The organism is Zoogloea sp. 1C4 (genome assembly GCF_009469605.1).
In the GTDB taxonomy this organism is placed as follows: domain Bacteria; phylum Pseudomonadota; class Gammaproteobacteria; order Burkholderiales; family Rhodocyclaceae; genus Zoogloea; species Zoogloea oryzae.
This window is the reverse complement of record NZ_SSXU01000006.1, coordinates 70,529-95,427: the sequence shown is the minus strand read 5'-3', so window position 1 is coordinate 95,427 and position 24,899 is coordinate 70,529. Positions and strand designations below refer to the sequence as shown.

25 protein-coding genes and 1 other RNA gene are annotated in these 24,899 nt (G+C 66.2%); 5 read left to right on the top strand and 21 right to left on the bottom strand.

The features are described 5' to 3' along the window. Positions 1–41: 41 nt before the first annotated feature. The 4 genes from GH681_RS09390 to GH681_RS09375 all read right to left on the bottom strand — a co-directional run bounded on the left by GH681_RS09390 (position 42) and on the right by GH681_RS09375 (position 4,982). A complete protein-coding gene (locus GH681_RS09390; RefSeq protein ID WP_153161214.1) occupies positions 42–1,223 on the bottom strand; it encodes a porin in 1,182 nt (393 codons plus the stop codon). A gap of 500 nt (positions 1,224–1,723) precedes the next feature. Beyond that, positions 1,724–2,038, bottom strand: coding sequence for a c-type cytochrome (locus tag GH681_RS09385; RefSeq protein ID WP_153161213.1), 315 nt, complete (start codon positions 2,036–2,038; stop codon positions 1,724–1,726). A gap of 151 nt (positions 2,039–2,189) precedes the next feature. Then, the gene (locus GH681_RS09380) at positions 2,190–3,929 is read right to left on the bottom strand and encodes an autotransporter assembly complex family protein (RefSeq protein WP_194271189.1); all 1,740 of its coding nucleotides are present in this window, start codon (positions 3,927–3,929) and stop codon (positions 2,190–2,192) included. 51 nt (positions 3,930–3,980) lie between these two features. Next, a complete protein-coding gene (locus tag GH681_RS09375; protein WP_153161212.1) occupies positions 3,981–4,982 on the bottom strand; it encodes a class 1 fructose-bisphosphatase in 1,002 nt (333 codons plus the stop codon). Positions 4,983–5,114: 132 nt separating this feature from the next. Between GH681_RS09375 and GH681_RS09370 the strand changes: the two genes are divergently transcribed. Then, entirely contained in the window at positions 5,115–6,380 is a 1,266-nt protein-coding gene (locus GH681_RS09370) for a D-amino acid dehydrogenase (RefSeq protein WP_153161211.1), read from the top strand. Positions 6,381–6,399: 19 nt separating this feature from the next. Here GH681_RS09370 and GH681_RS09365 read toward each other — a convergent pair whose 3' ends face one another. From GH681_RS09365 to petA, 8 genes are all read right to left on the bottom strand, one after another. Continuing rightward, the gene (locus GH681_RS09365) at positions 6,400–7,281 is read right to left on the bottom strand and encodes a flagellar brake protein (RefSeq protein WP_153161210.1); all 882 of its coding nucleotides are present in this window, start codon (positions 7,279–7,281) and stop codon (positions 6,400–6,402) included. Positions 7,282–7,334: 53 nt separating this feature from the next. Beyond that, positions 7,335–7,727: a DUF1992 domain-containing protein gene (locus tag GH681_RS09360; protein ID WP_153161209.1), complete on the bottom strand. Its 393-nt coding sequence runs from the start codon at positions 7,725–7,727 to the stop codon at positions 7,335–7,337. Between the two features lie 24 nt (positions 7,728–7,751). Beyond that, complete coding sequence (locus tag GH681_RS09355) at positions 7,752–8,258, bottom strand: hemerythrin domain-containing protein (protein WP_153161208.1); 507 nt, start codon at positions 8,256–8,258, stop codon at positions 7,752–7,754. Positions 8,259–8,362: 104 nt separating this feature from the next. Further along, the gene (locus GH681_RS09350; protein ID WP_153161207.1) at positions 8,363–8,809 is read right to left on the bottom strand and encodes a ClpXP protease specificity-enhancing factor; all 447 of its coding nucleotides are present in this window, start codon (positions 8,807–8,809) and stop codon (positions 8,363–8,365) included. Between the two features lie 148 nt (positions 8,810–8,957). After that, complete coding sequence (locus GH681_RS09345; protein WP_153161384.1) at positions 8,958–9,554, bottom strand: glutathione S-transferase N-terminal domain-containing protein; 597 nt, start codon at positions 9,552–9,554, stop codon at positions 8,958–8,960. Positions 9,555–9,662: 108 nt separating this feature from the next. Beyond that, the gene (locus tag GH681_RS09340; protein ID WP_153161206.1) at positions 9,663–10,421 is read right to left on the bottom strand and encodes a cytochrome c1; all 759 of its coding nucleotides are present in this window, start codon (positions 10,419–10,421) and stop codon (positions 9,663–9,665) included. Further along, a complete protein-coding gene (locus GH681_RS09335) occupies positions 10,421–11,686 on the bottom strand; it encodes a cytochrome bc complex cytochrome b subunit (RefSeq protein ID WP_153161205.1) in 1,266 nt (421 codons plus the stop codon). The genes GH681_RS09340 and GH681_RS09335 overlap by 1 nt, the downstream gene beginning before the upstream one ends. A 3-nt stretch (positions 11,687–11,689) precedes the next feature. Beyond that, on the bottom strand, positions 11,690–12,283 hold the full coding sequence (gene petA / locus GH681_RS09330; RefSeq protein WP_153161204.1) for a ubiquinol-cytochrome c reductase iron-sulfur subunit: 594 nt from the start codon (positions 12,281–12,283) through the stop codon (positions 11,690–11,692). A gap of 266 nt (positions 12,284–12,549) precedes the next feature. On the opposite strand from petA, the gene dacB reads away from it, so the two are divergent. Then, on the top strand, positions 12,550–13,980 hold the full coding sequence (dacB, locus tag GH681_RS09325) for a D-alanyl-D-alanine carboxypeptidase/D-alanyl-D-alanine-endopeptidase (protein ID WP_153161203.1): 1,431 nt from the start codon (positions 12,550–12,552) through the stop codon (positions 13,978–13,980). Here the strand turns inward: dacB and GH681_RS09320 are convergent, their stop codons facing one another. The 9 genes from GH681_RS09320 to GH681_RS09280 form a co-directional block, all read right to left on the bottom strand. Beyond that, on the bottom strand, positions 13,981–14,364 hold the full coding sequence (locus GH681_RS09320; protein WP_153161202.1) for a DUF2237 family protein: 384 nt from the start codon (positions 14,362–14,364) through the stop codon (positions 13,981–13,983). It abuts the gene before it with no gap. Then, positions 14,361–15,380 (bottom strand): UDP-glucose 4-epimerase GalE, encoded by a 1,020-nt coding sequence (gene galE / locus GH681_RS09315; protein WP_153161201.1) that lies wholly within the window; start codon positions 15,378–15,380, stop codon positions 14,361–14,363. The genes GH681_RS09320 and galE overlap by 4 nt, the downstream gene beginning before the upstream one ends. A gap of 81 nt (positions 15,381–15,461) precedes the next feature. Continuing rightward, positions 15,462–16,661: a CaiB/BaiF CoA-transferase family protein gene (locus GH681_RS09310; RefSeq protein WP_153161200.1), complete on the bottom strand. Its 1,200-nt coding sequence runs from the start codon at positions 16,659–16,661 to the stop codon at positions 15,462–15,464. Between the two features lie 25 nt (positions 16,662–16,686). Then, positions 16,687–17,283 carry a recombination mediator RecR gene (recR, locus tag GH681_RS09305; RefSeq protein WP_153161199.1) on the bottom strand — a complete coding sequence of 199 codons (597 nt, stop codon included), beginning with the start codon at positions 17,281–17,283 and terminating at the stop codon, positions 16,687–16,689. 6 nt (positions 17,284–17,289) lie between these two features. Continuing rightward, entirely contained in the window at positions 17,290–17,613 is a 324-nt protein-coding gene (locus GH681_RS09300; protein WP_153161198.1) for a YbaB/EbfC family nucleoid-associated protein, read from the bottom strand. A gap of 24 nt (positions 17,614–17,637) precedes the next feature. After that, a complete protein-coding gene (dnaX, locus tag GH681_RS09295; RefSeq protein WP_153161197.1) occupies positions 17,638–19,635 on the bottom strand; it encodes a DNA polymerase III subunit gamma/tau in 1,998 nt (665 codons plus the stop codon). A 98-nt stretch (positions 19,636–19,733) separates the two neighbouring features. After that, positions 19,734–19,832: signal recognition particle sRNA small type (gene ffs / locus GH681_RS09290), an RNA gene on the bottom strand. A gap of 46 nt (positions 19,833–19,878) precedes the next feature. Next, positions 19,879–21,333: a HAMP domain-containing sensor histidine kinase gene (locus tag GH681_RS09285; RefSeq protein WP_153161196.1), complete on the bottom strand. Its 1,455-nt coding sequence runs from the start codon at positions 21,331–21,333 to the stop codon at positions 19,879–19,881. Positions 21,334–21,343: 10 nt separating this feature from the next. After that, complete coding sequence (locus GH681_RS09280; RefSeq protein ID WP_153161195.1) at positions 21,344–22,033, bottom strand: response regulator transcription factor; 690 nt, start codon at positions 22,031–22,033, stop codon at positions 21,344–21,346. Between the two features lie 171 nt (positions 22,034–22,204). Here GH681_RS09280 and GH681_RS09275 point away from each other — a divergent pair, with 171 nt between their 5' ends. The 3 genes from GH681_RS09275 to GH681_RS09265 all read left to right on the top strand — a co-directional run bounded on the left by GH681_RS09275 (position 22,205) and on the right by GH681_RS09265 (position 24,873). After that, the gene (locus tag GH681_RS09275) at positions 22,205–23,725 is read left to right on the top strand and encodes a M48 family metalloprotease (protein ID WP_153161194.1); all 1,521 of its coding nucleotides are present in this window, start codon (positions 22,205–22,207) and stop codon (positions 23,723–23,725) included. Between the two features lie 84 nt (positions 23,726–23,809). After that, entirely contained in the window at positions 23,810–24,346 is a 537-nt protein-coding gene (locus GH681_RS09270) for a Spy/CpxP family protein refolding chaperone (RefSeq protein ID WP_194271188.1), read from the top strand. Between the two features lie 65 nt (positions 24,347–24,411). After that, the gene (locus tag GH681_RS09265; protein WP_153161192.1) at positions 24,412–24,873 is read left to right on the top strand and encodes a winged helix-turn-helix transcriptional regulator; all 462 of its coding nucleotides are present in this window, start codon (positions 24,412–24,414) and stop codon (positions 24,871–24,873) included. Positions 24,874–24,899 lie beyond the last annotated feature (26 nt).

Here is a 24,899-nt window from a genome sequence, read left to right as displayed (position 1 = left end):
CCGAAGGTGCCCGTTGATTTCTGACTCAGACGAAGTCTGAATTAGAAGGAGTGACGCAGGCCCAGCTGAACGCCCTGAATGGTCGCACCGCCGGTGGCGCCGCCATTGTAGGTGGAATTCACGCCAACGGCGTTGATGCCGAAGTCGTAAGAGGCCTTGTCGTCGTTGTTCAGGTGAGCGTAAACAGCCTTCAGCATGGTGCGCTTGGACAGGCTGTGCTCGTAGCCAACTTCGAACAGCTTGGCACCGGAGTCCTTGGAGGAGGAGCCGTTGACCTTCAGGTCACGAGCGAAGTAAGCCTGAGCCAGCAGCTTGCCAGCCGGGGTCACGTTGAAGGTGCCGCCCAGACCAAAGACGTTCTGGGTAACGGTGTTGCCACCGAAGTGGTCAGCACGAGCGCGATCAAACACGGCGCGGACGGAAGCCATGCCGAAGTCGTAGACACCACCAACACGGAAGTCGCTGACATCGGTGTTGGCTTCGTTACCCAGGGAAACGGCATTGTAGGTGACAGCAGCCATGGCCGGGCCATTGGCGTACTTCAGACCAACGTCGTAGCCCTTGGTGTTGGACGGGTTGTAGGCAGTGCCGAAACCGTTGTTGTTGAAGGTCTTGTTTTCGTTGGCGACGTAAGCAGCGGTCACGTTCAGGCCAGCGAAGGTCGGGGAGACGTACGCAATGGCGTTCTTCCAACGGGTGTCGAAGATCGACGTGCAAGTGGTGTTGCGGTCACAATTGGCATTGCCAGCCGCGGTGTAGCTGCCGCTGGTGGTGTTGGTGGTGCCCAGCAGGTTGTTGCCCAGCTTGCCAAGCAGCGCGGAGTTGGCGCCGATGCCGGTAGCGCCGGCGTTGACATCAACAGCAGCGCCCAGAGCACGGGTCGGGCCAGTCAGGTTACCGAGAACCACGGTACCGAAGCCGCCGGCCAGGCCAACGAAGCTGTCACGGGAGGCGCTGAAGCCGCCACCGTTTTCAAAGCTGATACCGCTTTCGTACTGGAACACGGCGGTCAGGCCGTTGCCCAGGGACTCAGCACCCTTGAAACCGATCAGGGACGAGTTGGTGGAAACGCGGGTGGTGTTGCCCAGTTCGCTGACGGCGTTGGAGGTACGAACAACGTCGAAGGAAGCGTCGGCCACGCCGTAGACGGTAACGTTGGCTTGAGCGAAGGCGCCGGTGGAAGCCAGGCCAGCAACGGCCAGAGCGATCAGTTTCTTTTGCATATGATTCTCCTCTTGATTGAAGACTGGCACGCGCCGCTTTCGCGGGGCCGACCAATTTCACCTCTCTAACGAGAAGTTGGACTGCATTGTCTGTGCGAAGGGAAGCCCAGGGCAAGGACAGCGTTGTTTTTTGGATGCGCCCGCCGGGTGGACTGTTGCAAGTTCGCAACAAGACAAGGCGGCACCGGCGCGGGGGTACTCAAGCGGCAACGGACGGCCGGGATCATGGGCGTCGAAGCGCCTGTCCAGGTTGGCAACCGGGCCTTCCATTCGCCTGAAAAGCCACGAAGGACGCCACCCTGACGGCCACTGAAGCCACCTCCGTGGCCCATGGAAAAGCTGGACGTCACCAGCTATCGCCGCTCAGCCTGCATCACCACGCCAATCCACAACGGCAGATCTGCGTCCCCAAAAAGCAACGCCCTGCGTGAGCAGGGCGTTGTTGCCGAGTGCGGAGAAGAGATGCCGGGGCGTTCTCTTCCTGCCGACCCGCGGCCGCCTTACTTCTGGCTGAGCACCCAGGCCACGAGGGTCTTGGCGTCAGCCGCGCTGACTTGCGGGTTGGGGGGCATCGGAACCTGACCCCAGGCACCAACGCCACCCTTCTGGACCTTCTCGATCAGCTTGGCTTCAGCGGACTTGTCACCCTTGTACTTGGCAGCCACATCCTTGTAAGCCGGGCCGACGAGCTTCTTGTCGACGGCGTGGCAGGCGAGACAGTTCTTGGCCTTGGCCAGATCGGCGCCGGCGTCGGCGAAGGCGGCGGTGGAACCCATCAGGCCAGCGATGGCGGCAACAGCAACGAGTTTTTTCATTGTGATCCTCTCAAGTGGTGATGCAGGGAAATATTAGCGAAGTCTAAACCCAGCCCGGACGTTTGCCAATGCGACCCGAAATCGCACCGTCCGTTGAAAACGGTGGCATGCCGACAACGCGCGGCAGCCCGGGCGCGTTGACGTCCGCAGACTAGAACGCGATCGCCACCGCAAACTGCAGCCGCACCCGGTGGTCGCTCTGACCGTAGGCCAGATCAATGGCGATCGGGCCGGCGGGACTCTTCCAGCGCGGCCCGAAGCCATAGCCGACATTCATCTTGAAGAGCTTGCGCTCGTCGTTGGCGTTGCCGGCATCGACAAAGGTGGCAATGCCCCAGTCGCCCCAGCCCCAATGGACGTATTCGGCGCTGGTCACGGCAAGGTAGCGGCCGCCGACGGTGGCGTTGCCGTCCTGCACGCCGAGACTCTGGTAGGCATAGCCCCGCACGGTCTGAGCGCCGCCGGTGCGGAAGAGGAAATCCTGGGGAACCCCCTCGCGGGATTGCGCCGCGGTGATGCCGCCTTCCGCGCGCACGATCACCACATCGCGCCCGAAGGCCGGGATGAAGCGCTGGTAGCGCCCGTAGAAGCGGGCAAAGTTGCGGTCGGACATCAGCGCCTGGGACGCGCCGCCGACCTGCACATTGAACACATGACCCCGACGGGGATCGAGGACGCTATCGACGTTGCGATGGGTCCACGACCAGTTTGCGGTCAGCGCGCCCCTGCTGGTGCGCAGGCTGCCTTCGGGGATCAGCACTTCGTGCTGGTAGTTGAGGGAAAAGCGGTTCTCGATCTTGCCCCGCGGAATGGTGCGAACGACACCAATCGACTGCCGGCGGGTCTGCAGACCGGCGATGTTGGTGTGCTCGGCCAGCGCGCCGACGCTGTCCAGGTAGCCATCCAGGGTCGGCGGCAGGAACACGTCCATGTAACCCAGCTGCCGGCGCTGCTCGATCCGCAGGCCACTGACGAGGTTGTAAGGCTCGCCAAGGAAATGGGCATCCCGGTAGCTGGTCTCGACCCGGTAGCCGGTATTGCTGCTCACACCCACACCAAACCCGAGCCGCCGCGGCTTGGCCTCGATGACCTGCACGCGGACAGGCGCTGCGCCAGGGGTTTCGCTGTGACGATCGATGTCGGCGACCACCGAGGCGAAGTAGCTGGTGTTCTGGAGCGCGGTCTGGAAAAGCAGCAGGCGTTCCTGGCTGTAGGGCTCGCCAGCCCTGGGTGGGCGATAACGCTCGATGAGGGACTGGTCGTAATCCACCAGCCCGGTCACCTCCAGCGGACCGAAACGAAAGGCCGGCCCGGAATCCACCTGTACGGTCAGCACGGCTTCGGCGGAGACCGGATCGATCACCGCCTCGCTGTCGGTGATCGTTGCCGCGGCGTAGTCGCGGGTGCTGATGGCGTCGAGCAGCCGCTGCTTGGCGGTGCTCCAGTCGGCCTGACGGAAGGGCTGCCCCACCGGCAGATCCCAGCGGGCCTTGATGACGGCGAGCCTTGCGGCCCGGTCGCCCTCGTCGCGGGCCAGATCGCCGGTGACGCCGATCTCGACGCGGGCGATCCGGGTTCGCTGCCCTGGCTTGACGACGATCCGGTATCCGCCGTCCGGCCCGGTTTCGCCTTCGATGCCGGGCGAGAAATAGCCTTCGGTGGCGAGGATGTCGCCGATTTCCTTGCGGGCCCGGCGCAGCAGCGCCACCCGCCCGCCTTCGTCGAGCGCGCCATCGGCGCTGCGGTCGAGAAAATCCAGATGCCTGACGAGCAGGGATCTCAGCTCATCGGGTGCCACCAGCGTCACGCCGCCTTCCGCCGAGCGCGCACCGACCGGCGCAAGGGCGATCAGCACGCAAAGCAGGCGAAGGACAAGGACATGAAACGGCACGGGGCGGATTCTAGCAGGCACCCGCCCTGCACCGGCGTGCAACGAAGGTGATCAGCCTTCGAGGTGGTAGCGGGTGACGCGCTCGACTTCGTTCTTCGAGCCGAGCACCACCGGTACGCGCTGGTGGAGCTGATTCGGCTGGATGTCGAGGATGCGCTCGCGGCCGGTGGTGGCGGCGCCGCCAGCGGCTTCGACGATCATCGCCATCGGGTTGGCTTCGTACATCAGGCGCAGCTTGCCACCCTTGTCCTTCATCTTGCTGTCGAGCGGATACATGAAGATGCCGCCACGGGTGAGAATGCGATGCACGTCGGCCACCATCGAGGCCACCCAGCGCATGTTGAAGTCACGCTCGCGGGGGCCTTCCTTGCCGGCTTGCAGCTCGGCCACGTAACGCTGGACGGGCGGCTCCCAGAAGCGCTGGTTGGACGCGTTGATGGCGTATTCCTTGGTGTCTTCGGGAATCGTCATGAACGGATGGGTGTAGATGAAGCTGCCCATCTCGCGATCCAGCGTAAAGCCGTGCACGCCGTCGCCCACCGTGAGGACGAGCTGGGTGGACGGGCCATATACCGAATAACCCGCCGCCACCTGGGCCGTGCCCGGCTGCATGAAGTCGGCTTCGGTGGCCGCAGCGCTGCCTTCCGGACAGCGGAGCACCGAGAAGATGGTGCCGACGGAGATATTCACGTCGATGTTGGACGAGCCGTCCAGCGGATCGAACAGCAGCAGGAAGCCACCCTTCGGGTAATCGCTGGGAATCGGACGGATCTCCTCGACTTCCTCGGAGGCCATCGCCGCGAGGTGGCCACCCCATTCGTTGGCCTGGATCAGGATGTCGTTGGCAATGACATCGAGCTTCTTCTGGGCCTCACCCTGCACATTGTCACTGCCAGCCTCGCCCAGCACGCCTGCGAGGGCGCCCTTGGAAACATTGACGGCAATGGCCTTGACCGCACGGGCGACGACTTCCATCAGCAGGCGCAGATCGGCGCCCATCAGGCCCTTGCGCTGTTGCTCGATCAGGAATTGGGTGAGCGTGACTCGACGCATGACTCGGATCTCCGGAATAACCAGTAAAAGTAGAGATTATCGCCCGGATCAGGGCCTTCCGTCGTTTATGATTGCGGATCGATTTTTTGCAGCGGGCCACCGCCCCTCGAGAAGCACTCTTCGCAAGTCATCATGGAAGTCTTGGTCATAGGCGCCGGCCTCGCCGGCGTCACGAGCGCCTGGTACCTCGCCCAGGCCGGATGTCGCGTCACCGTCATCGATCGCCGGCCCGGCCCGGGCATGGAAACCAGCTTCGCCAATGGCGGGCAGATCTCGGTCAGCCACCCCGAACCGTGGGCCAATCCGGCGGCGCCGGCCACCGTGCTGCGCTGGCTCGGCCGCAGCGACGCCCCGCTGCTGTTCCGCTGGCGGGCCGATGCCGCCCAGTGGCGCTGGGCCTTTTCCTTCCTGCGCGAATGCCTGCCCGGACGCACGGCCCGCAACACAGCGGCCATCGCCAACCTGGCCGTTTACAGCCGCAATGAGCTGCGGGCGCTGCGCGAAGCAACGGGCATCGAATACGAAGCCGGCACCGGCGGCATCCTGCACCTGTTCGAAACCCGGCGGGAGCTTGCCCATCTACCCGCCAAGCTTCACCAACTGGAAAAGCTCGGCATCCACGGCAGGATTCTCGACCCGGACGAAGCGATCAGCCTCGAACCCGCGCTGTCGGGGCTACGTCCGCGCCTGGCCGGCGTCCTGCATGGCCTCGACGACGAGACCGGCAACGCGCACCTGTTCTGCACCGAACTGGCAAAGCGGGCCGAGGCCGCCGGCGTACGCTTCTGCCTGAACAGCATTCTTCAGTCGTTCGACACCATCAACGGCAGGATCACCGGCGTCCGCGTGCTGGACGGCGCCCGCCGGGCGGGCGTGCTGCGGGCCGACGCCGTCGTGCTGGCTGCCGGCAGCTATAGCCCGGAGATCGCCCGGCCGCTGGGCATCCGCCTGCCGATCTACCCGGTGAAGGGCTACTCGATCACGGCGCCCATCCTCGATCCCGACCGGGCGCCGCGCCTCAGCCTGACCGACGAATCCCGCCGCATCGTGTGTTCCAGGCTGGGCAGTCACCTGCGGGTGGCAGGAACGGCAGAACTCAATGGCTACAACCTGGAACCGAACCCCGCCCGCAGCGCGGCCATCGTGAAATGGATTGAAGATCACCTGCCCGGCGCCGCCGATCTCGGCCAGGCTGAGCACTGGTGCGGCCTGCGCCCAGCCACGCCGAGCAACGTGCCCCTGATCGGGCGGACGCGGGTGGATAACCTGTTCCTCAACACCGGCCACGGCACCCTGGGCTGGACGCTGGCCTGCGGCTCGGGCCAGGCAATCAGCGACATCGTCACCGGCCGGCAGCCCCGGCCCGACTTTCCGTTTCTGCTGGACAAGGGCCGCTGAGGCCCGAGGTCCGACGGAATCAGACCTCGGCGGTCTCCTCGAACAGGGCGCGATAGACGAAGGCCGAGAGCACGACCTGCTCGGAATAGGGAATGTCGCCAAACTGAACGCCGTGAGTCACCTGGGGAACTTCGCCCTCGGCGACCGCGGTGGCATGCACAGACCGGAGCACGGCCGGTACGGTGAGATACTCCTCCACATCACTCACCGTCACCCGAAACTTGATCGAGATACTGTCATCCTTTTTCCCCACCGGCGTCTTGGCGGTGAGCATCGCACCGCCGGTACTCAGATCCACCAGCGACGCGGCGTGAGCGCGACCATCCGCGCCGGTGACGGCGCAGATCAGATTGACCCGCGCGCGAGCCCCGCGACGGACCACCAGACCACGGACCTGGCTGGGATAGCTAAGGTGCAGATGGGGAAAGGGCACGTTGGCGACCTTGTAGATCGTCGTGCCAAAAGCGTAGACGCTCTTGCCGGAGAACATCCGGACGACAAAGGCCTGCCCTTCACGCATCAGCAGCACCTTGCCATCCACCGACGGCGTGGACACGATGATGCTCTTGCCCTTGAGATAGCCAATCAGCTTGACGTAGTAACGCGACTGCGCCGTGTCGCCCTGGGACTGGAGCTGGAGGGTGTCGCCGATATCGAGCCGTACGTCATCGAAGGCAAACGAACTTTCGCTCGGCTTGTCACCACCACTTTCGGTGTTGAGCCTGGTCTCGCTGATCTGCAGCTTGCGGAACAAGCCACGCTCCATCAACGCCCTTTTCTGGGTTTCCGTCTCGACGACAACGCCGCGGGCAAGCAGCAGCTGCTTCCTGTCGTCGTATAGCGCCCAAGGAACCGGTTGCCCGATCTCCACTTCACCACTATTGACACGAACGAAAGACATCACCCACCTGCCATGTGAACACGAGTGAGCGACATATCGTCAGCAGGGCGCCACTACTTTAGGGGCAATTCGCCGGAGGAATGCAATTTCGGCAAATCGGCGGGCCCGCCGACGCGTTTCAGGAGCGCCGAAGACACATGAGAGAGTCCGGCTGCCTCGAGCTGCAACAGGAGCCGGGTCATCCGGCGCATGCGCCGGGCCGCCGTGGGTGCATCCTGCTCCGTTGCCAGGCTCTGGGCGAGGGTCCGGAGTTCGTTCAGGTCCGCCAGGGCCGGTGGAATATAGCCGGCGTTGCGGAGGATCTTGTTGGCCATCCGCGCCTCGGCGGGGACGAGGCAGTCATCCTCGAACACCAGCGGCCGCCCTTCACCGGGTAGCCCGGACAGCTCACCCCGGGCCAGCGCTGCGCGGATGCGCTCTTCGGCAAGGACGTCGAAGATGCTCATCGCCAGCCCCGCCAAACGCGAGGATCAGGCCGGCTGACCTTCAGGCGCCGGCGCGGCCTCTTCCGCCTTGGCGGGCGGCGTGCAGCAGGAGGACGAGCCATCCTCGCAGTCGGCCTGCGGCGGGTTGCGGATCTCGCCGGTTTCGGTATCGAAGCCGATGGACTCGATGTAGGACGACAAGGCGGCGTCCATCGTCGCCACGTGGTTGTCGAACCATACGGGCAGTTCACGGATCAGCTGGCGGCCGAGCGCTTCATCACCACGCTCCATGCGCTTGCGCACATCCTGACAGACGGCCAGCACACGGTCGTGCTCGGCCTTGTGACAGGCTGGGAAACCGATCTGCTCCATCCAGCGATTTTCCTGGTCGAAGTGTTCGACGGTGTGGGCGATGAACACGTCCATCTCGGCGAGCAGCTCGGCGCCCGAAACATTGAGCAGACGATTGTAGGCGTCGACGAATTCGACGTGGGTCTGATCCATCGGCGCCAGACCGAGAACGAGTTTTTCAGACCATTCCATGGCAGCCATGTCGGGAAACCTCAAAGCGTGGGTTAATGCGGATAAGGGGAGCTACTTTACGCCCGCGCGGACACGCGGCTCCCTGAGCAAGATCAAGCCGCCGGCGGCAGACCCTACTTGACTAGCTTCAGGTGGCTGCGGCCACCCTTCGGGGGCTCGGGCCGCTCATCGGTTGCGGACAGTTCAGGCGCCTCGCCGGACACGACGGATTCAGTCTCGGCTTCGAGCTCGGCGTCATGAGCGGGCACCCCGGCCACCTCGAAGGCCATGCCGTGGCCGTTCTCGCGAGCGTAGATCGCGGTCACGTTGTCGACCGGAACCGAGATGTTCTGCGCGATGCCGCCAAAACGCGCCTGAAAGGCGATCAGCTCGTTGCCGATCACGAGGCTCTGGGTGGCGTCGGGGCTGATGTTGAGGACGATCTGACCATCCTGGACGAACTGCCGGGGCACCATCGTGTGCCGATCGACGGCCACCGAGATGTAGGGCGTCAGCCCCTGATCGGCACACCACTGATAGATGGCACGGACCAGATAAGGCTTGGTGGAGATTTCACTCATGAGTCGAACTTTCCAGCCAGTTTAACCCTGACGAGCCGACCGACCGGTGGTCGCGGGAATTGCTTGAAGGACACTGCCTGATGGCGGTCGGAACGGGCACCAGAAAAGCATCGGGGCCGCGACGTCTGAAGCGGCCCCGGATCGGCAATCAGCGCCGCATCACCTTCTCCGACGGGGTCATCGCGTCGATGAAACCCTGGCGACTGAAGATGCGCTCCGCGTACTTCATCAGCGGTGCCGCAGAACGCGGCAGTTCGATGCCGTAGTGATCCAGACGCCACAGCAGCGGTGCGATCGCCACGTCGAGCATCGAGAACTCTTCGCCCAGCAGGAACTTCTGCTTGGTGAACATGGGCGCCAGCTGGGTCAGCTGGTCGCGAACGTGAGCACGCTCCTTCTCGGCACCCTTGGGATTCTTTTCGAGGGCGTCGATGTGGGAAAACAGCTCAAGTTCAAAGGTATGCAGCAACTGACGGGCCCGGGCACGCATGATCGGGTCGGGCGGCATCAGCTGGGGATGCGGGAAACGCTCGTCGATGTACTCGTTGATGATGTTGGACTCGTAAAGCACGAGATCACGATCAACCAGCACAGGAACCCGGTTGTACGGGTTGATGACGGCGATGTCTTCCGGTTTGTTGAAGAGATCGACATCAATCACCTGGAAATCCATGCCCTTTTCAAAGAGCACGATACGACACCGGTGACTAAAAGGATCTGTCGTTCCGGAATACAAATTCATCATCGTTGTGTTACCCCACGGATACTCTGAATCACGCACCACGCGCCGGGCGCGTGGTGCGTCTTGCTCAGTTGCAGCAAGAGATTGCATCGGCTTGAATGCACCGGCCGATTAATGAATGTCCTTCCAGTAGTTCTTCTTCAGAAGATACGACAGGACAAAAAGAACACCAAGGAACGCGATGACGATCGAACCGATCGACTTGCGCGTTTCGGCCATCGGCTCACCCATCCAGGTCAGGAAGGAGACGAGGTCGGCAACGGACTTGTCGTAGTCTTCCTTGGACATGGTGCCGGGCTTGCCCTGCTCGAGATGGATCACTTTGGTCTTGCCGCCGTGACCGTCATCCTTTTCCTCGACCTTGGCAACCTGCTCACCCTGCAGTTCGTAGAGGACGTGCGGCATGCCGACGTTCTCGAAAACCACGTTGTTCCAGCCGGTCGGACGCTCGCTGTCACGGTAGAAACCGCGCAGGTAGGTGTACAGCCAGTCGGCGCCGCTGCCGAACTCGGAAGCGCGGGAGCGGGAGATCACGGTCAGATCCGGAGGCGCAGCACCGAACCAGACCTTGGCCTCGTCACGCTGCATCGCGATGCGCATCGGCTCGCCGATCTTGTCGGCGGTGAACATCAGGTTGTCCTTGATCATCTGTTCGGACAAACCGATCTGCTGCAGCCGGTTGTAGCGCATGTAGCTGGCGCCGTGGCAGTTCAGGCAGTAATTGACAAAGAGCTTGGCGCCGTTTTGCAGCGCAGCCGGCTCGGTGGAAACCGGAGCCTTGTCCAGGTGCAGTTCGGGGCCGCTGGCCAGCGCAAGCAGCGGTGCGAACAGAAGAGACGTCAAAAGTTTTTTCATGGCTTTCATTCTCATTAACCGGTCACACGATCAGGCTCGGGCTTGCACTTGTCCATCTTGGAGTACCACGGCATCAGCAGGAAGAAGCCGAAGTAGATCACCGAGCAGATCTGCGAAACGATGGTGCGGCCCGGGGTCGGGGGCAGCACGCCCAGGTAGCCGAGGATGAAGAAGGCGATGATGAAGACCGTCAGGATCAGCTTGAAGAGGCCGCCCTTGTAACGGATCGACTTCACCGGGCTGCGGTCGAGCCACGGCAGGAAAGCGATGATCACCACCGCGGCGCCCATGGCGACCACACCCCAGAACTTGGCGTCGATACCGAACAGCGGGTAGGTAACAGCACGCAGGATCGAGTAGAACGGGGTGAAGTACCAGACCGGTGCGATGTGCGGCGGGGTCTTCAGCGGGTCGGCCGGGATGAAGTTGTTGAACTCCAGGAAGTAGCCGCCGCCTTCAGGCGCGAAGAACACGATGAAGGAGAAGACGATCAGGAAGCCGACGACGCCAACGATGTCCTTCACGGTGTAGTACGGGTGGAAGGGGATGCCGTCCAGCGGATGGCCGTCAGCGCCCTTCTTCTTCTTGATCTCGACGCCATCCGGGTTGTTGGAGCCGACTTCGTGCAGGGCAACGATGTGGGCAGCAACCAGGCCGATGAGGATCAGCGGCACGGCGATGACGTGGAAGGAGAAGAAGCGGTTCAGGGTCGCGTCGGACACCACGAAGTCGCCGCGAATCACGACGGAGAGGTCGGGACCGATGACGGGGATCGCGGAGAACAGGTTCACGATCACCTGGGCGCCCCAGAAGGACATCTGACCCCAGGGCAGCAGGTAGCCCATGAAGGCTTCAGCCATCAGCGCCAGGAAGATCAGGGTGCCGAAGATCCAGATGAGTTCGCGGGGCTTGCGGTAGGAACCGTAGAGCAGGCCGCGGAACATGTGCAGGTACACCACGATGAAGAACGCCGAAGCGCCGGTGGAGTGCATGTAGCGGATGAGCCAGCCGCCCGGCACGTCGCGCATGATGTACTCGACGGAGGCGAAGGCCACCGGCACACCGGAGGCGTTCAGGGAGGCATCCGGCTTGTAGTGCATGACCAGGAAGATGCCGGTCACGATCTGTATCACCAGCACCAGCAGGGCCAGCGAGCCGAAGAAGTACCAGAAGTTGAAGTTCTTGGGCGCGTAGTACTCGGTCAGGTGGCCCTTGATGGTCGACGTCAGCGGGAAGCGCGCGTCGATCCAGTCCAAAACCGCTTGAGATTTGGTCGTCATCGTTTATGCCTTTCCGTCTTCGCCGATGATGATCTTGGCGTCGCTCAGATACTTGTGCGGCGGGATCTCGAGGTTGTCCGGCGCCGGCTTGCTCTTGTACACCCGGCCAGCCATGTCGAAGGTCGAACCGTGACAGGGGCACAGGAAGCCACCCGGCCAGTCGGCCGCGACACCACTTTCGGCGCCAGTCTTGAACTTATCGGACGGCGAACAGCCCAAGTGCGTGCAGATACCGACCGCCACCAGGATTTCCGGCTTGATGGAACGGGTTTCGTTCTGGGCATAAGCCGGCTGCATCGGCTTCTCGGATTTCGGATCGCTGACCTCGCTATCGGTCTTCTTCAGAGAATCCAGCATTTCCTTGGTCCGGTTGATGATCCAGACCGGCTTGCCGCGCCACTCGACGGTCATCATCTGACCGGGCTGCAGCTTGCTGATATCCACCTCAACCGGAGCACCGGCTGCCTTGGCTCGTTCGGACGGCGTCAGGCTCGCGACAAACGGTACGGCGGCGGCTACAGCGCCCACGCCCCCCGCAGCCGACGTCACCAGCAACAGCTGGCGCCGACCCGCATCCACTTTTTGATCCACGCTCATGGCCCACTAACCTCAATAAAAGAGACTTCGAAGATCGCAATACGGAAAACCTGCGGAGTATAGCGAAATACCCGCCCTAAAAAAAGGGCCAGCCTGCTAAACCCGCGCCAGCATTGGAGATTATTCGGGTTTCGGGGCTAACCGGAGGGCATCCGGATCGAACTTTGCGCCCTGTCAGGCGCAATTTTTTTGGCGCCGCAGCAAGGGCTTGAAGGCCGTCGGGCATAATCGCGGCCGCCTCCCTGTTGCTGCCGGAACGCCATTTGATGCCCGCCCTGCCCCGCCGCCTCGCCCAAAGGATCCTCTTCGCCACCCTGCTCGGCGGTGCCCTGCCCGCCTTCGCGGACAACTGGCCCGCGGCACTGGACGCCAGCCTCGCCCAGGCCGGCGTTCCCCGCAGCGCAGCAGCGGTGCTGGTTCAGGACGTGGACGCCACGCCGCCGGTCATCGCCCAGCGCATCCAGGACCCGATGAACCCGGCCTCGGTGATGAAACTGGTGACGAGCTTCGCCGCCCTCGACCGCCTCGGGCCGGCCTTCAGCTGGAAGACCCGCTTCGCCACCCGCGCCGACATTCGCCAGCAGACGCTCCATGGCGACCTCCACATCACCGGCGGCGGCGATCCGCGCCTGTCCCGCGAGCGACTGTGGCTGGCCCTGCGCGACCTGCGCGCCCAGGGCGTGCGGCGCATCGACGGCGACGTGATCACCGACCGCAGCTTCTTCCGCCTGCCGCCCCACGACCCGGGCATCTTCGACCAGCGCCCGCTGCGCCCCTACAACGCCGGCGCTGATGCGCTTTCCATCGACTACGGGGCGATCCGGGTGCGCGTCCAGCCCACCGCTGGCGGCGCCGGGGTGAGCAGCGATCCGCTGCCGGCCGGCCTCGTCATCGACAACCGGATCCGCCGCGGCCAGAACGGCAGCTGCGGCGATCCGACCAACACCCTCGTGACCACCAAGGCCGAGGTCGCCAGCGGCGTCCGCCTGACGCTTGAAGGCGCACTGCCCCAGGGCTGCACCGAGGCCTTCGACTGGAACCTCGCGCCACTGCCGCCGGACCGCCTCTTCGAGGGCATGTTCCGGGCGATCTGGAAGGAACTCGGCGGCGAGATCGGCGGGCGCTTCCGCGACGGTCGCACGCCGCCCGACGCCCGCCTGCTGGTCGAGACGGTCTCGCCGGCGCTGCCAGAAGTGCTGCGGGACATGAACAAGTGGTCGAACAACGTGATCGCCCGGGAGGTGCTCGCCACCCTCGGCGCGGTGAGCGAGCCGGGCGAGGATTCGGTGGCTGCGGGCACGCGGGCGGCCCAGCGCAGCCTGGCCAGCAACGGCATCCCGACAGCCGGGCTGGTGATCGAGAACGGTGCAGGGCTGTCGCGGAACGAGCGCATCACCGCCGCCACCCTGGGCCAGATGCTGCAGTCGGCGTGGCGCAGCCGGACGATGCCTGAGCTGATCTCGTCGCTCCCGGTGGCCGGCATCGACGGCACCGCGCGCAAACGGCTGGCCGGCAGCGCCGCGGCGGGTTCGGCCCACGTCAAGACGGGCACCCTTGACGGCGTGCGCAGCATTGCCGGCTACGTGCTCGCCAACAGCGGCCGGCGCTACGTGGTGGTACTGATGATCAACCACCCCAACGCCGGCGCGGCGCGGGAGGCGCAGGACGCGCTGATGGAGTGGGTCGCCGGGCTGTGATCAGCCCTGATAGGCGTGGCGCCGCAGGGCGTCGAAGGGAATGACCTCCAGCGCCGCCATGTGGGTGGATTCGAGGACCACCGGCGGCGCCATGCCCGCCTCCCAGGCCTCGCGCCAGCGCAAGGCACACAGGCACCAGCGATCGCCAGGCTTGAGGCCGACGAAGCGGAACTCGGGCCGCGGCGTGGAAAGATCGTTGCCGCGCATCTTGCTGAAGGCCAGAAACTCGGCCGTCACCTTCACGCACACATGATGACGGCCGATGTCGTTGGGGTCGGCTTCGCAGCAGCCGGTGCGCATCCAGCCGGTGAGGGGCGCGTAGCTGCAGGCGAGCAAGGGCCCGCCGAGCACATTGAGGGCGTCGCTGGGAGGTAGGTCGCTCAATCCGGGTACCCCTGCGGGTTGCTGCTCTGCCAGCGCCAGGCGTCGGCACACATCTCATCGATGCCACGGGTGGCACGCCAGCCGAGCTCCTCAGCGGCAAGGGTCGGCTCGGCGTAGCACTGAGCCACGTCACCGGGGCGTCGGGCAACGATCTCGTAGGGCACCGGACGACCACTGGCCTTCTCGAAGGCCTTGATCACGTCGATCACGCTGTAACCCGCGCCGGTGCCAAGATTGACGGTGAGCACGCCCGGACGCTCGGCCAGACGGCGCACCGCCGCCACGTGGCCGACGGCCAGATCCACCACGTGGATGTAGTCGCGCACGCCAGTGCCGTCGGGCGTCGGGTAATCGCCGCCGAAGACACGCAGCAGCGGCAGGCGGCCGACGGCCACCTGGCTCACGTAGGGCATCAGGTTGTTGGGCAGACCGTTGGGGTCTTCGCCGATCCGGCCGCTGGCGTGAGCGCCCACCGGGTTGAAGTAGCGCAGCAGCGCCACCCGCCATTCCGGGTCGGCCGCGGCGAGATCGGACAGCACGAACTCCATCATCCACTTGGTGCGGCCGTAGGGATTGGTTGGGCCGGTGGGGAAATCCTCGCGGATCGGCACGCTGGCCGGGTCGCCATACACCGTGGCCGACGAACTGAAGACCAGCGACTTGACGCCCGCTTCGGCCATCACCTCGGCCAGGGCCACCGTGCCGGCGATGTTGTTGTCGTAGTACATCAGCGGCTTGGCGACGGATTCGCCGACCGCCTTGAGGGCCGCGAAGTGGATCACCGACTCGATGGCGTGGGCGGCGAATATCTCGCGCAGCGCCGCCTTGTCGCGGATGTCGGCGCGGTGGAAGGCCGCCAGCTTGCGCCCGGCGATCTCCTCGACGCGGCGCAGGGCCTCGGGCTTGCTGTTGCTGAAGTTGTCCACCACGACCACGTCGTAGCCGGCCGCGAGGAGTTCGACACAGGTGTGGGAGCCGATGTAGCCGGCGCCGCCGGTCACGAGGATGGTAGCCATTGAATCAGTCGCAATGATGAGTGATCGAAAATGCCACGATGATACCGCGGCAGCGCCGTCGACTGGCCTGCCGGAAAGCGCTCAGACCGCGCCTTTTTCACGCAGGGCTGCAATTTCCCGCGGGGCGTAGCCGAGGCTGGCGAGGATCTCGTCGGTGTGCTCGCCAAGCTTCGGCCCCAGCCACTCAGTGGAACCCGGCGTATCCGAGAGCTTGGGCACGATGCCGGGGATCTTCATGGGCTGGCCGCCAGGCAGATTGACCTGCTCGAACATGTCGCGGGCGATGAACTGGGCATCCTCGAACATGTCTGCCACGGACAGCACCGCGCTGGCCGGCACCTGGGCAGCTTCCATCGCGGCCAGCACGGCATCGCCGTCGTGCTCACGCACCCAGGCGTCGATGGCGGCGTAGAGCTCGTCGGCACGGGCGTCGCGGCCGGCGTTGTTGCCAAGGCTGGCGTCCTCGGCCAGATCGGCCCGGCCGATGGCGTTCATCAACCGCTTGAAGATAGCGTCGCCGTTGCCGCCGATGATGATGTGGCGCCCGTCGCGGGTAGTGTGGGTGTTGGACGGGGTGATGCCCGGCATCACGTTGCCGGTGCGCTCGCGCACGAAGCCGGCCACGTCGAACTCCGGCACCATGCTTTCCATCATCGCGAACACCGCTTCGTAAAGCGCCACATCCACCACCTGCCCGGCACCGCCGTTCACCTCGCGGTGGCGCAGCGCCATCAGCGCGCCGATGGCGGCCCACAGGGCGGCGATCGAATCACCGATGGAGATGCCGGTGCGCACCGGCGGACGATCCGGGAAACCGGTGATGTAGCGCAGCCCGCCCATGGATTCGCCGATGGCGCCGAAGCCCGGGCGATCCTTGTAGGGGCCGGTCTGACCGAAGCCCGACAGGCGCACCATCACCAGGCCCGGGTTGGCGGCGGAGAGCACGTCCCAGCCCAGGCCGAGCTTTTCGAGCACGCCGGGGCGGAAGTTCTCGACCACGATGTCGGCCTCGGCCGCCAGTTTGCGCACCGCGGCGAGGCCGTCCGGGTCCTTGAGGTTGGCGGTGAAGGAGCGCTTGTTGCGCGCCTGCACCGACCACCACAGGGACGTGCCTTCGTGCAGCTTGCGCCACTGGCGCAGCGGGTCGCCGCCATCGGGCGATTCGACCTTGATCACCTCGGCGCCAAACTCGGCCAGGATGCGGGTGCAGAACGGGCCGGCGATCAGCGTGCCGAGCTCCAGCACCTTGACGCCGGCGAGGGGTTTGGCCGGTTGGACCATCGTGGGACTCCCGAAGGGGACGAAATCAGAGGGCGCGGCGCTCCACCAGCGCCTGGGCAATGGTGCCGGTGTCGATGTGCTCCAGCTCGCCGCCGACCGGAATGCCCCGGGCGATGCGGCTCACCTTGATGCCGCGGCTGCGCAGCAGCTCGGAGATCATGTGGGCGGTAGCTTCACCCTCGTTGGTGAAGTTGGTGGCGAGGATCACCTCCTGCACCACGCCGTCGCAGGCGCGGTTGAGGAATTTCTCCAGCCCCAGCTCCCGCGGGCCGATCCCGTCGAGGGGCGACAGGCGGCCCATCAGCACGTAATACAGGCCGTGGAAGCTGTGGGTCTGCTCCATCATCGCCAGATCGGCTGGCATCTCGACCACACACAGCTGGGTGGCGTCGCGCTGGGGATTGGCGCAGCGAGCGCAGATCTCGTCTTCGCAGAAGGTGTTGCAGCGGGCGCAGTGGCGCAGCACCTCGAGGGCATGGCCGAGGGCGGTGGCCAGCCGCGCCGCGCCGCGCTGATCGCGCTGCAGCAGGTGATAGGCCATCCGCTGGGCGGACTTGGGCCCCACGCCCGGCAGGCAGCGCAGGGCTTCGATGAGGGCGTCGAGGCTGGAGGGTGCGCTCACGGCCGATCAGAAGGGCATCTTGAAGCCCGGCGGCAGATTGAGGCCGGCGGTGAAGCCGGACATCTTTTCCTGGGTAGTGGTTTCCACGCGGCGCACGGCGTCGTTCACCGCGGCGGCCAGCAGGTCTTCGAGCATTTCCTTGTCGTCCATCACCGACGGGTCGATGGTGACGCGACGCACGTCGTACTTGCAGGTCATCTGGATCTTGACCATGCCGGCGCCGGACTGGCCTTCGACCTCGATGCCGCCGAGGCTGTCCTGCATCTTCTTCATGTTTTCCTGCATTTGCTGGGCCTGTTTCATCAGGCCGGCGATGCCGCCTTTCATCATGGTGACTTCTCCAGAGAGTTGGGTTCAGAGGGGTTTGACCGACGCTTCTTCGAGCGTCGCATCGAATCGTTCGATCAGTTCGCGAACAAAAGGATCCTGCTCCAGCGCCGCCACCGCCGCCGCATGGCGCTCGGCCTTCTCGGCCTGGTTGCGCTGGGCGGGTGTTTCGGTGGCGATCTCGCCGACCTCGATGGCCACCCGCATGGGGCGGCCAAGATGGGCGCTCAGTGCGTCCTGCAGCTTTTCGGCGCCGCCCTTGTTGATCTGCAAGAGGTGCCGATGGGTGTGCGACAGGCGCAGCTTGAAGGTGTCGTCGGCCGTGCCCAGCAGCTCGCAGTGCTGGGCGAGCTCGCGGTTGAGACCGCCAAGGCCCAGCTCGTTGAGGAGACCGTGCCAATCGACGCTGCCGGACATCGCCGGCGCCGGACGGGCCGCGGGCGGGGCTGGCCTGGCGGGTTCGGGCTCAGGTTCCGCCTGGCGGATCACGGTGGGCTCGGGCTCCGGGGCGACGGCGACCGGCGGCGCTTCGCGGGGCGGCACTGGCTGAGGCGCGGGGCGCGCCGGCGCGATCTCGTGGGCTTCCGGGGGGAGATCCTCCCAGGGCGGCACGCTGCTGCCGTAATCGGGGCCGCTGGATTCGACCGGCTTGGCGACTTCTGCCGGCTTGGCGGGCTCAGGGGCACGAACCGGCGCAGGCGGCGGCACGTCGGCGCGGACGGGCGGAGGCTCGGGGGCACGCACGGGTTCCGGTGCTGGCACGGGCGCCAGCGCAGCAGCAGGCGGCTCGACTGGCGCGGCAACCGGCCGCGGCGCAGGCGCAGCGGGTGCGGGTGCGGGTGCGGGTGCGGGTGCGGGTGCGGGTGCCGCAGGACGGGCAGGCACCGGGCGCGCCTGCCCCTGACCGCCGCCGCCCGCCATCACCGCGCCCAGCCCGGCCGGCTGATCCGGGCGGAAGGCGAAGAGGCGCAGCAGGGTCATCGAGAAACCGGTGGTCTCATCGGGGGCCAACGGCAGCTCGTCGCGGCCGTGGATGGTGATCTGGTAGGCGAGCTGCAGGAACTCGGCGTCGAAGGCTTGCGCGTAGGGCGCGAGGCGGGCCGCTTCGAACTCGTCGGCAACCGCCGCCGGCGCCAGCTGGACCAGCGCGATGCGATGAAGCAGCGCGGCCAGCGACTGCAGCGCCGATTCGAAGGACAGGCTGCGCGCCTCCATGCCATCGACGGCGGCCATCAGCGCCGCCACGTCGTTGGCGACCAGCGCGTCCAGCACGGCGTAGAGGTGGTCGTCGCCCACCGTGCCGAGCATGTCCTGCACGGCTTGTTCCTCGACCTTGCCGGCGCCGTGGGCGATGGCCTGGTCGAGCAGCGACAGGGAATCGCGCATCGAGCCGTTGGCGGCCTTGGCAATGTGGCGCAGCGCGCCTGGCTCGAAGGGCACGGCCTCGGCCTCAAGCAGCCGCGTGAGGTGGCCGACGATGTGGCCCGGCGGCATCTGCTTGAGGTTGAACTGCAGACAGCGCGACAGCACGGTGACCGGGATCTTTTGCGGGTCGGTGGTCGCGATGATGAACTTGACGTGCTCCGGCGGCTCTTCGAGCGTCTTCAGCATCGCGTTGAAGGCATGCCCGGTGAGCATGTGCACTTCGTCGATCATGTAGACCTTGTAGCGGCCCTGGACAGGCGCATACACCGCCTGATCGAGCAGCGCGGCCATGTCGTCCACGCCCCGGTTGGAGGCGGCGTCCATCTCGACGTAGTCGGGGAAGCGGTCGGCGTCGATGGCCGTGCACGCGGCGCACTGGTTGCACGGCGTGGGCGTCACGCCGGTTTCGCAGTTGAGCGCCTTGGCGAGGATGCGCGAGATGGTCGTCTTGCCGACCCCGCGGGTACCGGTAAAGAGATAGGCGTGGTGGAGGCGACCGGTGGAGAGGGCGTGGGTCAGCGCACGGACCACGTGCTCCTGCCCGACGAGCGTCTCGAAACTGCGCGGGCGCCACTTGCGGGCAAGGACTTGATAGGCCATGGCGGAATTCTATCAGGCGCCGGCGCCGGGCCGACGGGCTCGAAGGACGGCAGACGAATGTAAAAAGGGGCGTCCGCCTGGACGCCCCTCGAATTCGGGGTGGCGAGCCCGACCCCCGGCACTAGCAGGGAACGGCTGTGGCTGCTGCCTTCCGGCCCTGACCAGGTTCACCGCGCTGCTATGCGGGGAGACCCGCCACGGCGCGCATTCTAACAGCAGGCCGCGGCTGCGCCCAACTTTCTTTCAAGGCATTTTTTGCGCCGCAGCAGCGGGGCCGAAGGGCAGCACGATCTCCATCACCAACCCGCCGTCCGGGCGATTGCTGGCCGCGATGCGCCCGCCGTGGGCCTCCACTGCCCGCCGCGCGATGGCAAGCCCGAGTCCAAAGCCGCCTGCCGACTGCCCGGCGGGGCTGCGGTAGAAGGGCTCGAAGATCGCCGTCAAGTCGGCCTCTGGCACGCCGGGCCCGCGGTCGGCGACGGTGAGCACGAAGCGCCCGTCCGCCGCGCTGGCGCGCACCTCCACCACGGTGCCTTCGGCGGTGTACTTCACCGCGTTGCGGATCACGTTCTCGAAGGCGCGCTGGACGAGCTCGACCCGCATCTCGCCTTCTGCCTCGCCCTCGCCGGTGAAGGTCAGTTCGCGGCCGCGGGTGTGGGCCTCGAAGCGGGCGTCGTCGGCGATGGCGGCGGCCAGATCGAACAGCTCGACCGGTTCGCTGCGGCTGTCGCGGGTGCCGGCATCCAGCCGGGCGATGGTGAGGAGCTGGCCGACCAGCTCGTCGAGGCGCACGGCCTCGCGCTCGATGCGGTCGAGGGTCGCCTCGAGCTTGGCTGGGTCCTGCCGGGCAAGGCCGATGGCGGCCTGCAGGCGGGCCAGCGGCGAGCGCAGCTCGTGGGAGACGTCGTGAAGCAGGCGACGCTGGGCGCCGATGAGATTCTGGATCTGCTGGGCCATGCGGTCGAAGTCGCCGCCCAGATCGGCGATCTCGTCGCGCCGCGCACCCATCAGCGGGCCAACGCGGGTCTCCAGCTGGCCATTTGCCACCGCCCCGAAGGCCCAGCGCAGGTTGCGGATCGGCCGCGCCAGATACCAGGCCAGCAGCGCGCTGAACACCACGCTGGCGATCAGCCCGGTGGTGATCGGCACCCACGGGTTGGGGGGCAGCGGGCCGTGGCGGTCGAAGGGCGGACGCCCGCCGCGGGGTGGCTCACCCGGCCTCGGGCCCATACCGGGCGGCAGGTCATGGCGGGGCTCGAAGCGCTCGCCCGGCACCTGGGGCACGAACAGCAACAGGCGCTGACCGTCCGGCGTGGAGGCCAGCCGGGCGGGGCGACGCGGGTCGTCCGAGGTCGCCTTGGCCCGGGCGTCAGCCACCAGATCGACGCCCACCTCGCGCCCGAAGACTTCACGCCCCGCCTCGTCCACCACGAACATCCGCGGCATCCGCTCGCCACGCCATTCGGCGACGAGATCGCGCAGGGCCGGCAGGCCGCCGTGCGCCAGCACCGAGGCTGCCGCCGACAGCGCCAGCGTCACCCGCGGGCCGCCGTTCAGCAGCGGATCGCGCTCGGCCTCGATGCGCTCACGCTCCTTCTGCTGGTGCCACCACACCGCGCTGCCCACGCCGACGCCCGCCAACAACAGTGCCAGCCAGAAGGCAAAAAAGAACTTCCAGAACAGCCGACCGAATCTCACGCTGCGCCTTTCACTCGCGGATCAGCTGGTAGCCCAGCCCGCGCACCGTCTCGATCCACGAGCGCCCGTCGGGCCGCGGGCCCAGTTTGTGGCGGATGCTCGACAGATGCACGTCGATGCTCCGGTCGAAGCGCGCCAGCGGCCGCCCGAGCCCCTGCTCGGACAGCTCGGCCTTGGTCACCACCCGGCCGGCGCTGCGGGCCAGCAGTTCGAGCAGATTGAATTCGGTGCTGGTGAGCTCCAGCGGCTCACCCCGCCACTGGGCGCGGCGCATCTGCGGCCACATCTGCAGGGCGCCGGCCACCAGCGGACCGCTGGCGACATCGGCCGGGGAGACGTCCTGGGTGCGCCGCAGGATCGCCCGCAGGCGGGCCACCAGCTCGCGCGGGGTGCAGGGTTTGGGCACGTAGTCGTCGGCACCTAGCTCCAGCCCGACGATGCGATCCACGTCGTCGCCCTTGGCGGTGAGCATGATCACCGGCACCTGGCTGTGGGCGCGGATGCGCCGCAGGGCTTCGATCCCGCCCAGGCGCGGCATCATCACGTCGAGCACCACGATGGCGTAGTCGCCGGTCAGGGCGCCTGCCACACCGGCCTCGCCGTCATTGGCCACGTCGGCCTCGAAGCCTTCCTGTTCGATGTACTCCCGCAACATCGACGACAGCTCAACGTCGTCATCCACCAGCAACACCTTGCTCATCCCGCACCTGCTTTCTGGAAAACCTGCTGCAGATGATACGGGCCGGCGGGCCGCCACGAAATTTCACGGCCGGGCTTTTACCCGCCTTTACATGCCTTTACATGTTGCGAACCGGGCTTAACAGCGCCGTGCCCGAAGATTTCACCTGTCTTCGAGCCCCGTGCCCAAACCATGCCCCGACGCGTCCGCCTGATCGCCCTTGTCACCGCCCTGGCCTGGAGCAGCGGTAGCCACGCCATCAGCCTGCCCGATCTGGGCGATTCGGCCGAGACCGCCCTCTCCCGCCAGAGCGAAAGAGCCCTGGGCGAGCAGACCATGACCAGCCTGCGGGCCTCCGGCGCGATGCTCAACGACCCGGAGATCAACGCCTATCTCGACGCCCTCGGCCACCGGCTGGTGGCCGCCGACCCCGATCTGACCGGCCAGCACTTCAGCTTCTTCGCGATCGATTCCAACGAACTCAACGCCTTCGCCCTGCCCGGCGGCTATATCGGCGTGCACACCGGGCTCATCGCCGCCACCCAGAGCGAGAGCGAGCTCGCCTCGGTGCTGGCCCACGAAATCAGCCACGTCAGCCAGCACCACATTGCGCGGCAGATTGCCGCCCAGTCGAGCACCCAGATGCTGTCGATGGCCGCGATGGTGGCCGCCATCCTCGCCGCCGGCACCGGCAACGGGCAAGCCGCCATGGCCGCCGCCACCGGCGCCACCGCGGCCCAGCAGCAGAGCATGATCAACTACACCCGCGAGCACGAGCAGGAGGCCGACCGGATCGGCTTTCAGCTGCTGGTGCGCGCCGGCTTCGACCCGCGGGCGATGGCCGCCTTCTTTGAGCGCCTCCAGCAGAACACCCGGCTGGTGGATGCCGGCACCACCCCGGCCTGGCTGCGCACCCATCCGCTCACCGCCCAGCGGGTCGCCGAGGCCGAGGATCGCGCCTTCACCCAGCCCTACCGGCAGGTGCCCGACAGCCAGGACTACCACCTCGCCCGCGCCCTCGTGCGCAGCTACGAAGGCCAGCCCCGCGACGCCGAGCAGCGCCTCACCGCCGAGCTGGCCGAAGGTCGCTACCGGGATCGCATCGCCGCCCGCTACGGCCTCGCCGCGGCGCAGCTACGGGCCAGCCACTTCGCCGCCGCCGAAGCCACCGTCGATGGCCTCGCCCGCGACGGCTTCCGCCACCCCATGCTCGAAGCCCTGGCCGGTCAAATTCTCAGCCAGTCAGGCCGCAGCGATGCCGCCCGGGCGCGCTACGAAGCTGCCCTCAAGCGCTATCCCGATCATCTCCAGCTGGTGTACGACTACCCCGCTCTGCTCATCAAGAGCGGTGACTTCAAGACCGCCGCCGCCTTCATCGACGCCCAGCTCCTCGTCCGCCCCAGCGACGCCACCCTGCACCAACAGGCCGCCGAAGCCTGGGCCGCGCTGGGCAGCCCGCTCAAATCCCACCGGCACCAGGGCGAGTTCTACGCCCTGTCGGGCAGCAACAAGGCGGCGATGGAGCAGTTCCAGCTAGCCCTAAAAAGCACCCGCGACGACAGCCCCGAAGTGCAGATCGTCGAGGCCCGCCTGCAGGCCCTGCGCGCCCGCGAGCGCGAGGACAAGGCCGACGGCCGCGGCGACGGGCGCACGCGCGGTAACAAACCCGAACTTTCCCTTTACCCGCATTTACCCGCCGACAACCGCCATTAACACCGGCAAATGCGAAATTTCATCCCATCAGGCAGGCAACCCGACCAGCCTGATCCGACAACCCAAGCCCTCCAAGGAAACGCCATGAACCTCCGCAAGAAGATCCTGATCCCCCTGGCCCTGGTCACTGCCACCGCCGCCGCCCTCCCCTTCGCCGCCCAGGCCATGGACGGCGGCCCCCACTGCGACGGCCACGGCCCGCGCTTCGGCATGCGCGGCGGGATGGATCATTTCGAGGGCGGCATGCACATGCCCCCGTTCATCCGCGAACTCAAACTTACCGAAGCCCAGCGCGACCAGATCTTCAAGATCATGCACGAGCAGGCCCCGGCCATCCGCGACAAGGCCAAGGAAGCCCGCAAGGCCCACGCCGACCTGCGTGCCCTCACCTTCTCGGGCAACTACGACGAAGCCAGGGTGAAGGCCCTGGCCGAAACCGAAGCCCAGGCCATGGCGGCGATCACCCAGCTGCGCGCCGCCGGCGCCAACCAGATCTACCAGCTGCTCACCCCCGAACAGCGCAAGAAGGCCGACGAGCTGAAGGCCCAGTTCGAAGCCGACGGCCCCCGCCGCGCCGGCCCGCCCCCCGCCGACGGCCCCGCTGCCGGCAAGCGACGCTGATCCCCTTCCATCCGCAGGGCGCTTCGGCGCCCTGCTTTCATACGCCCTGAGAGCACGCCAAGCCCATGCGCCCCCTCGATCCCATCGACCGCAAGATCCTCCACGCCCTGCAACAGGACGGCCGCGTCACCATGACCGATCTGGCCGCCCAGGTCGGGCTGTCCGCCACCCCGTGCACCGAACGCGTCCGCCGCCTGGAGCGCGAAGGCATCATCTCCGGCTACCACGCCCGCGTGAACCCGCTCGCCCTGGGGTTGCGGGTGCTGGTGTTCATCGAGATCCGGGTGTCCAACAAGTCGCCCAAGGTGCTCGACGAGATCCGTCAATCCCTCGAAAAACTCGACGAGATCACCGAATGCCATCTGGTGTCGGGGGATTTCGACTACCTCATCAAGGCCCGCCTGGGTGCCCTGGAGGACTACCACGACCTGCTGTGCACCCTGCACAGCTACCTGCCCGGCGTGGTGATGCAGCGCAGCTACGTGGTGATGGAAGAGCTCAAGGAAACCCACTACCTGCGGGCCTGACCCGGCGCGCAGCATCGACGGCGGCC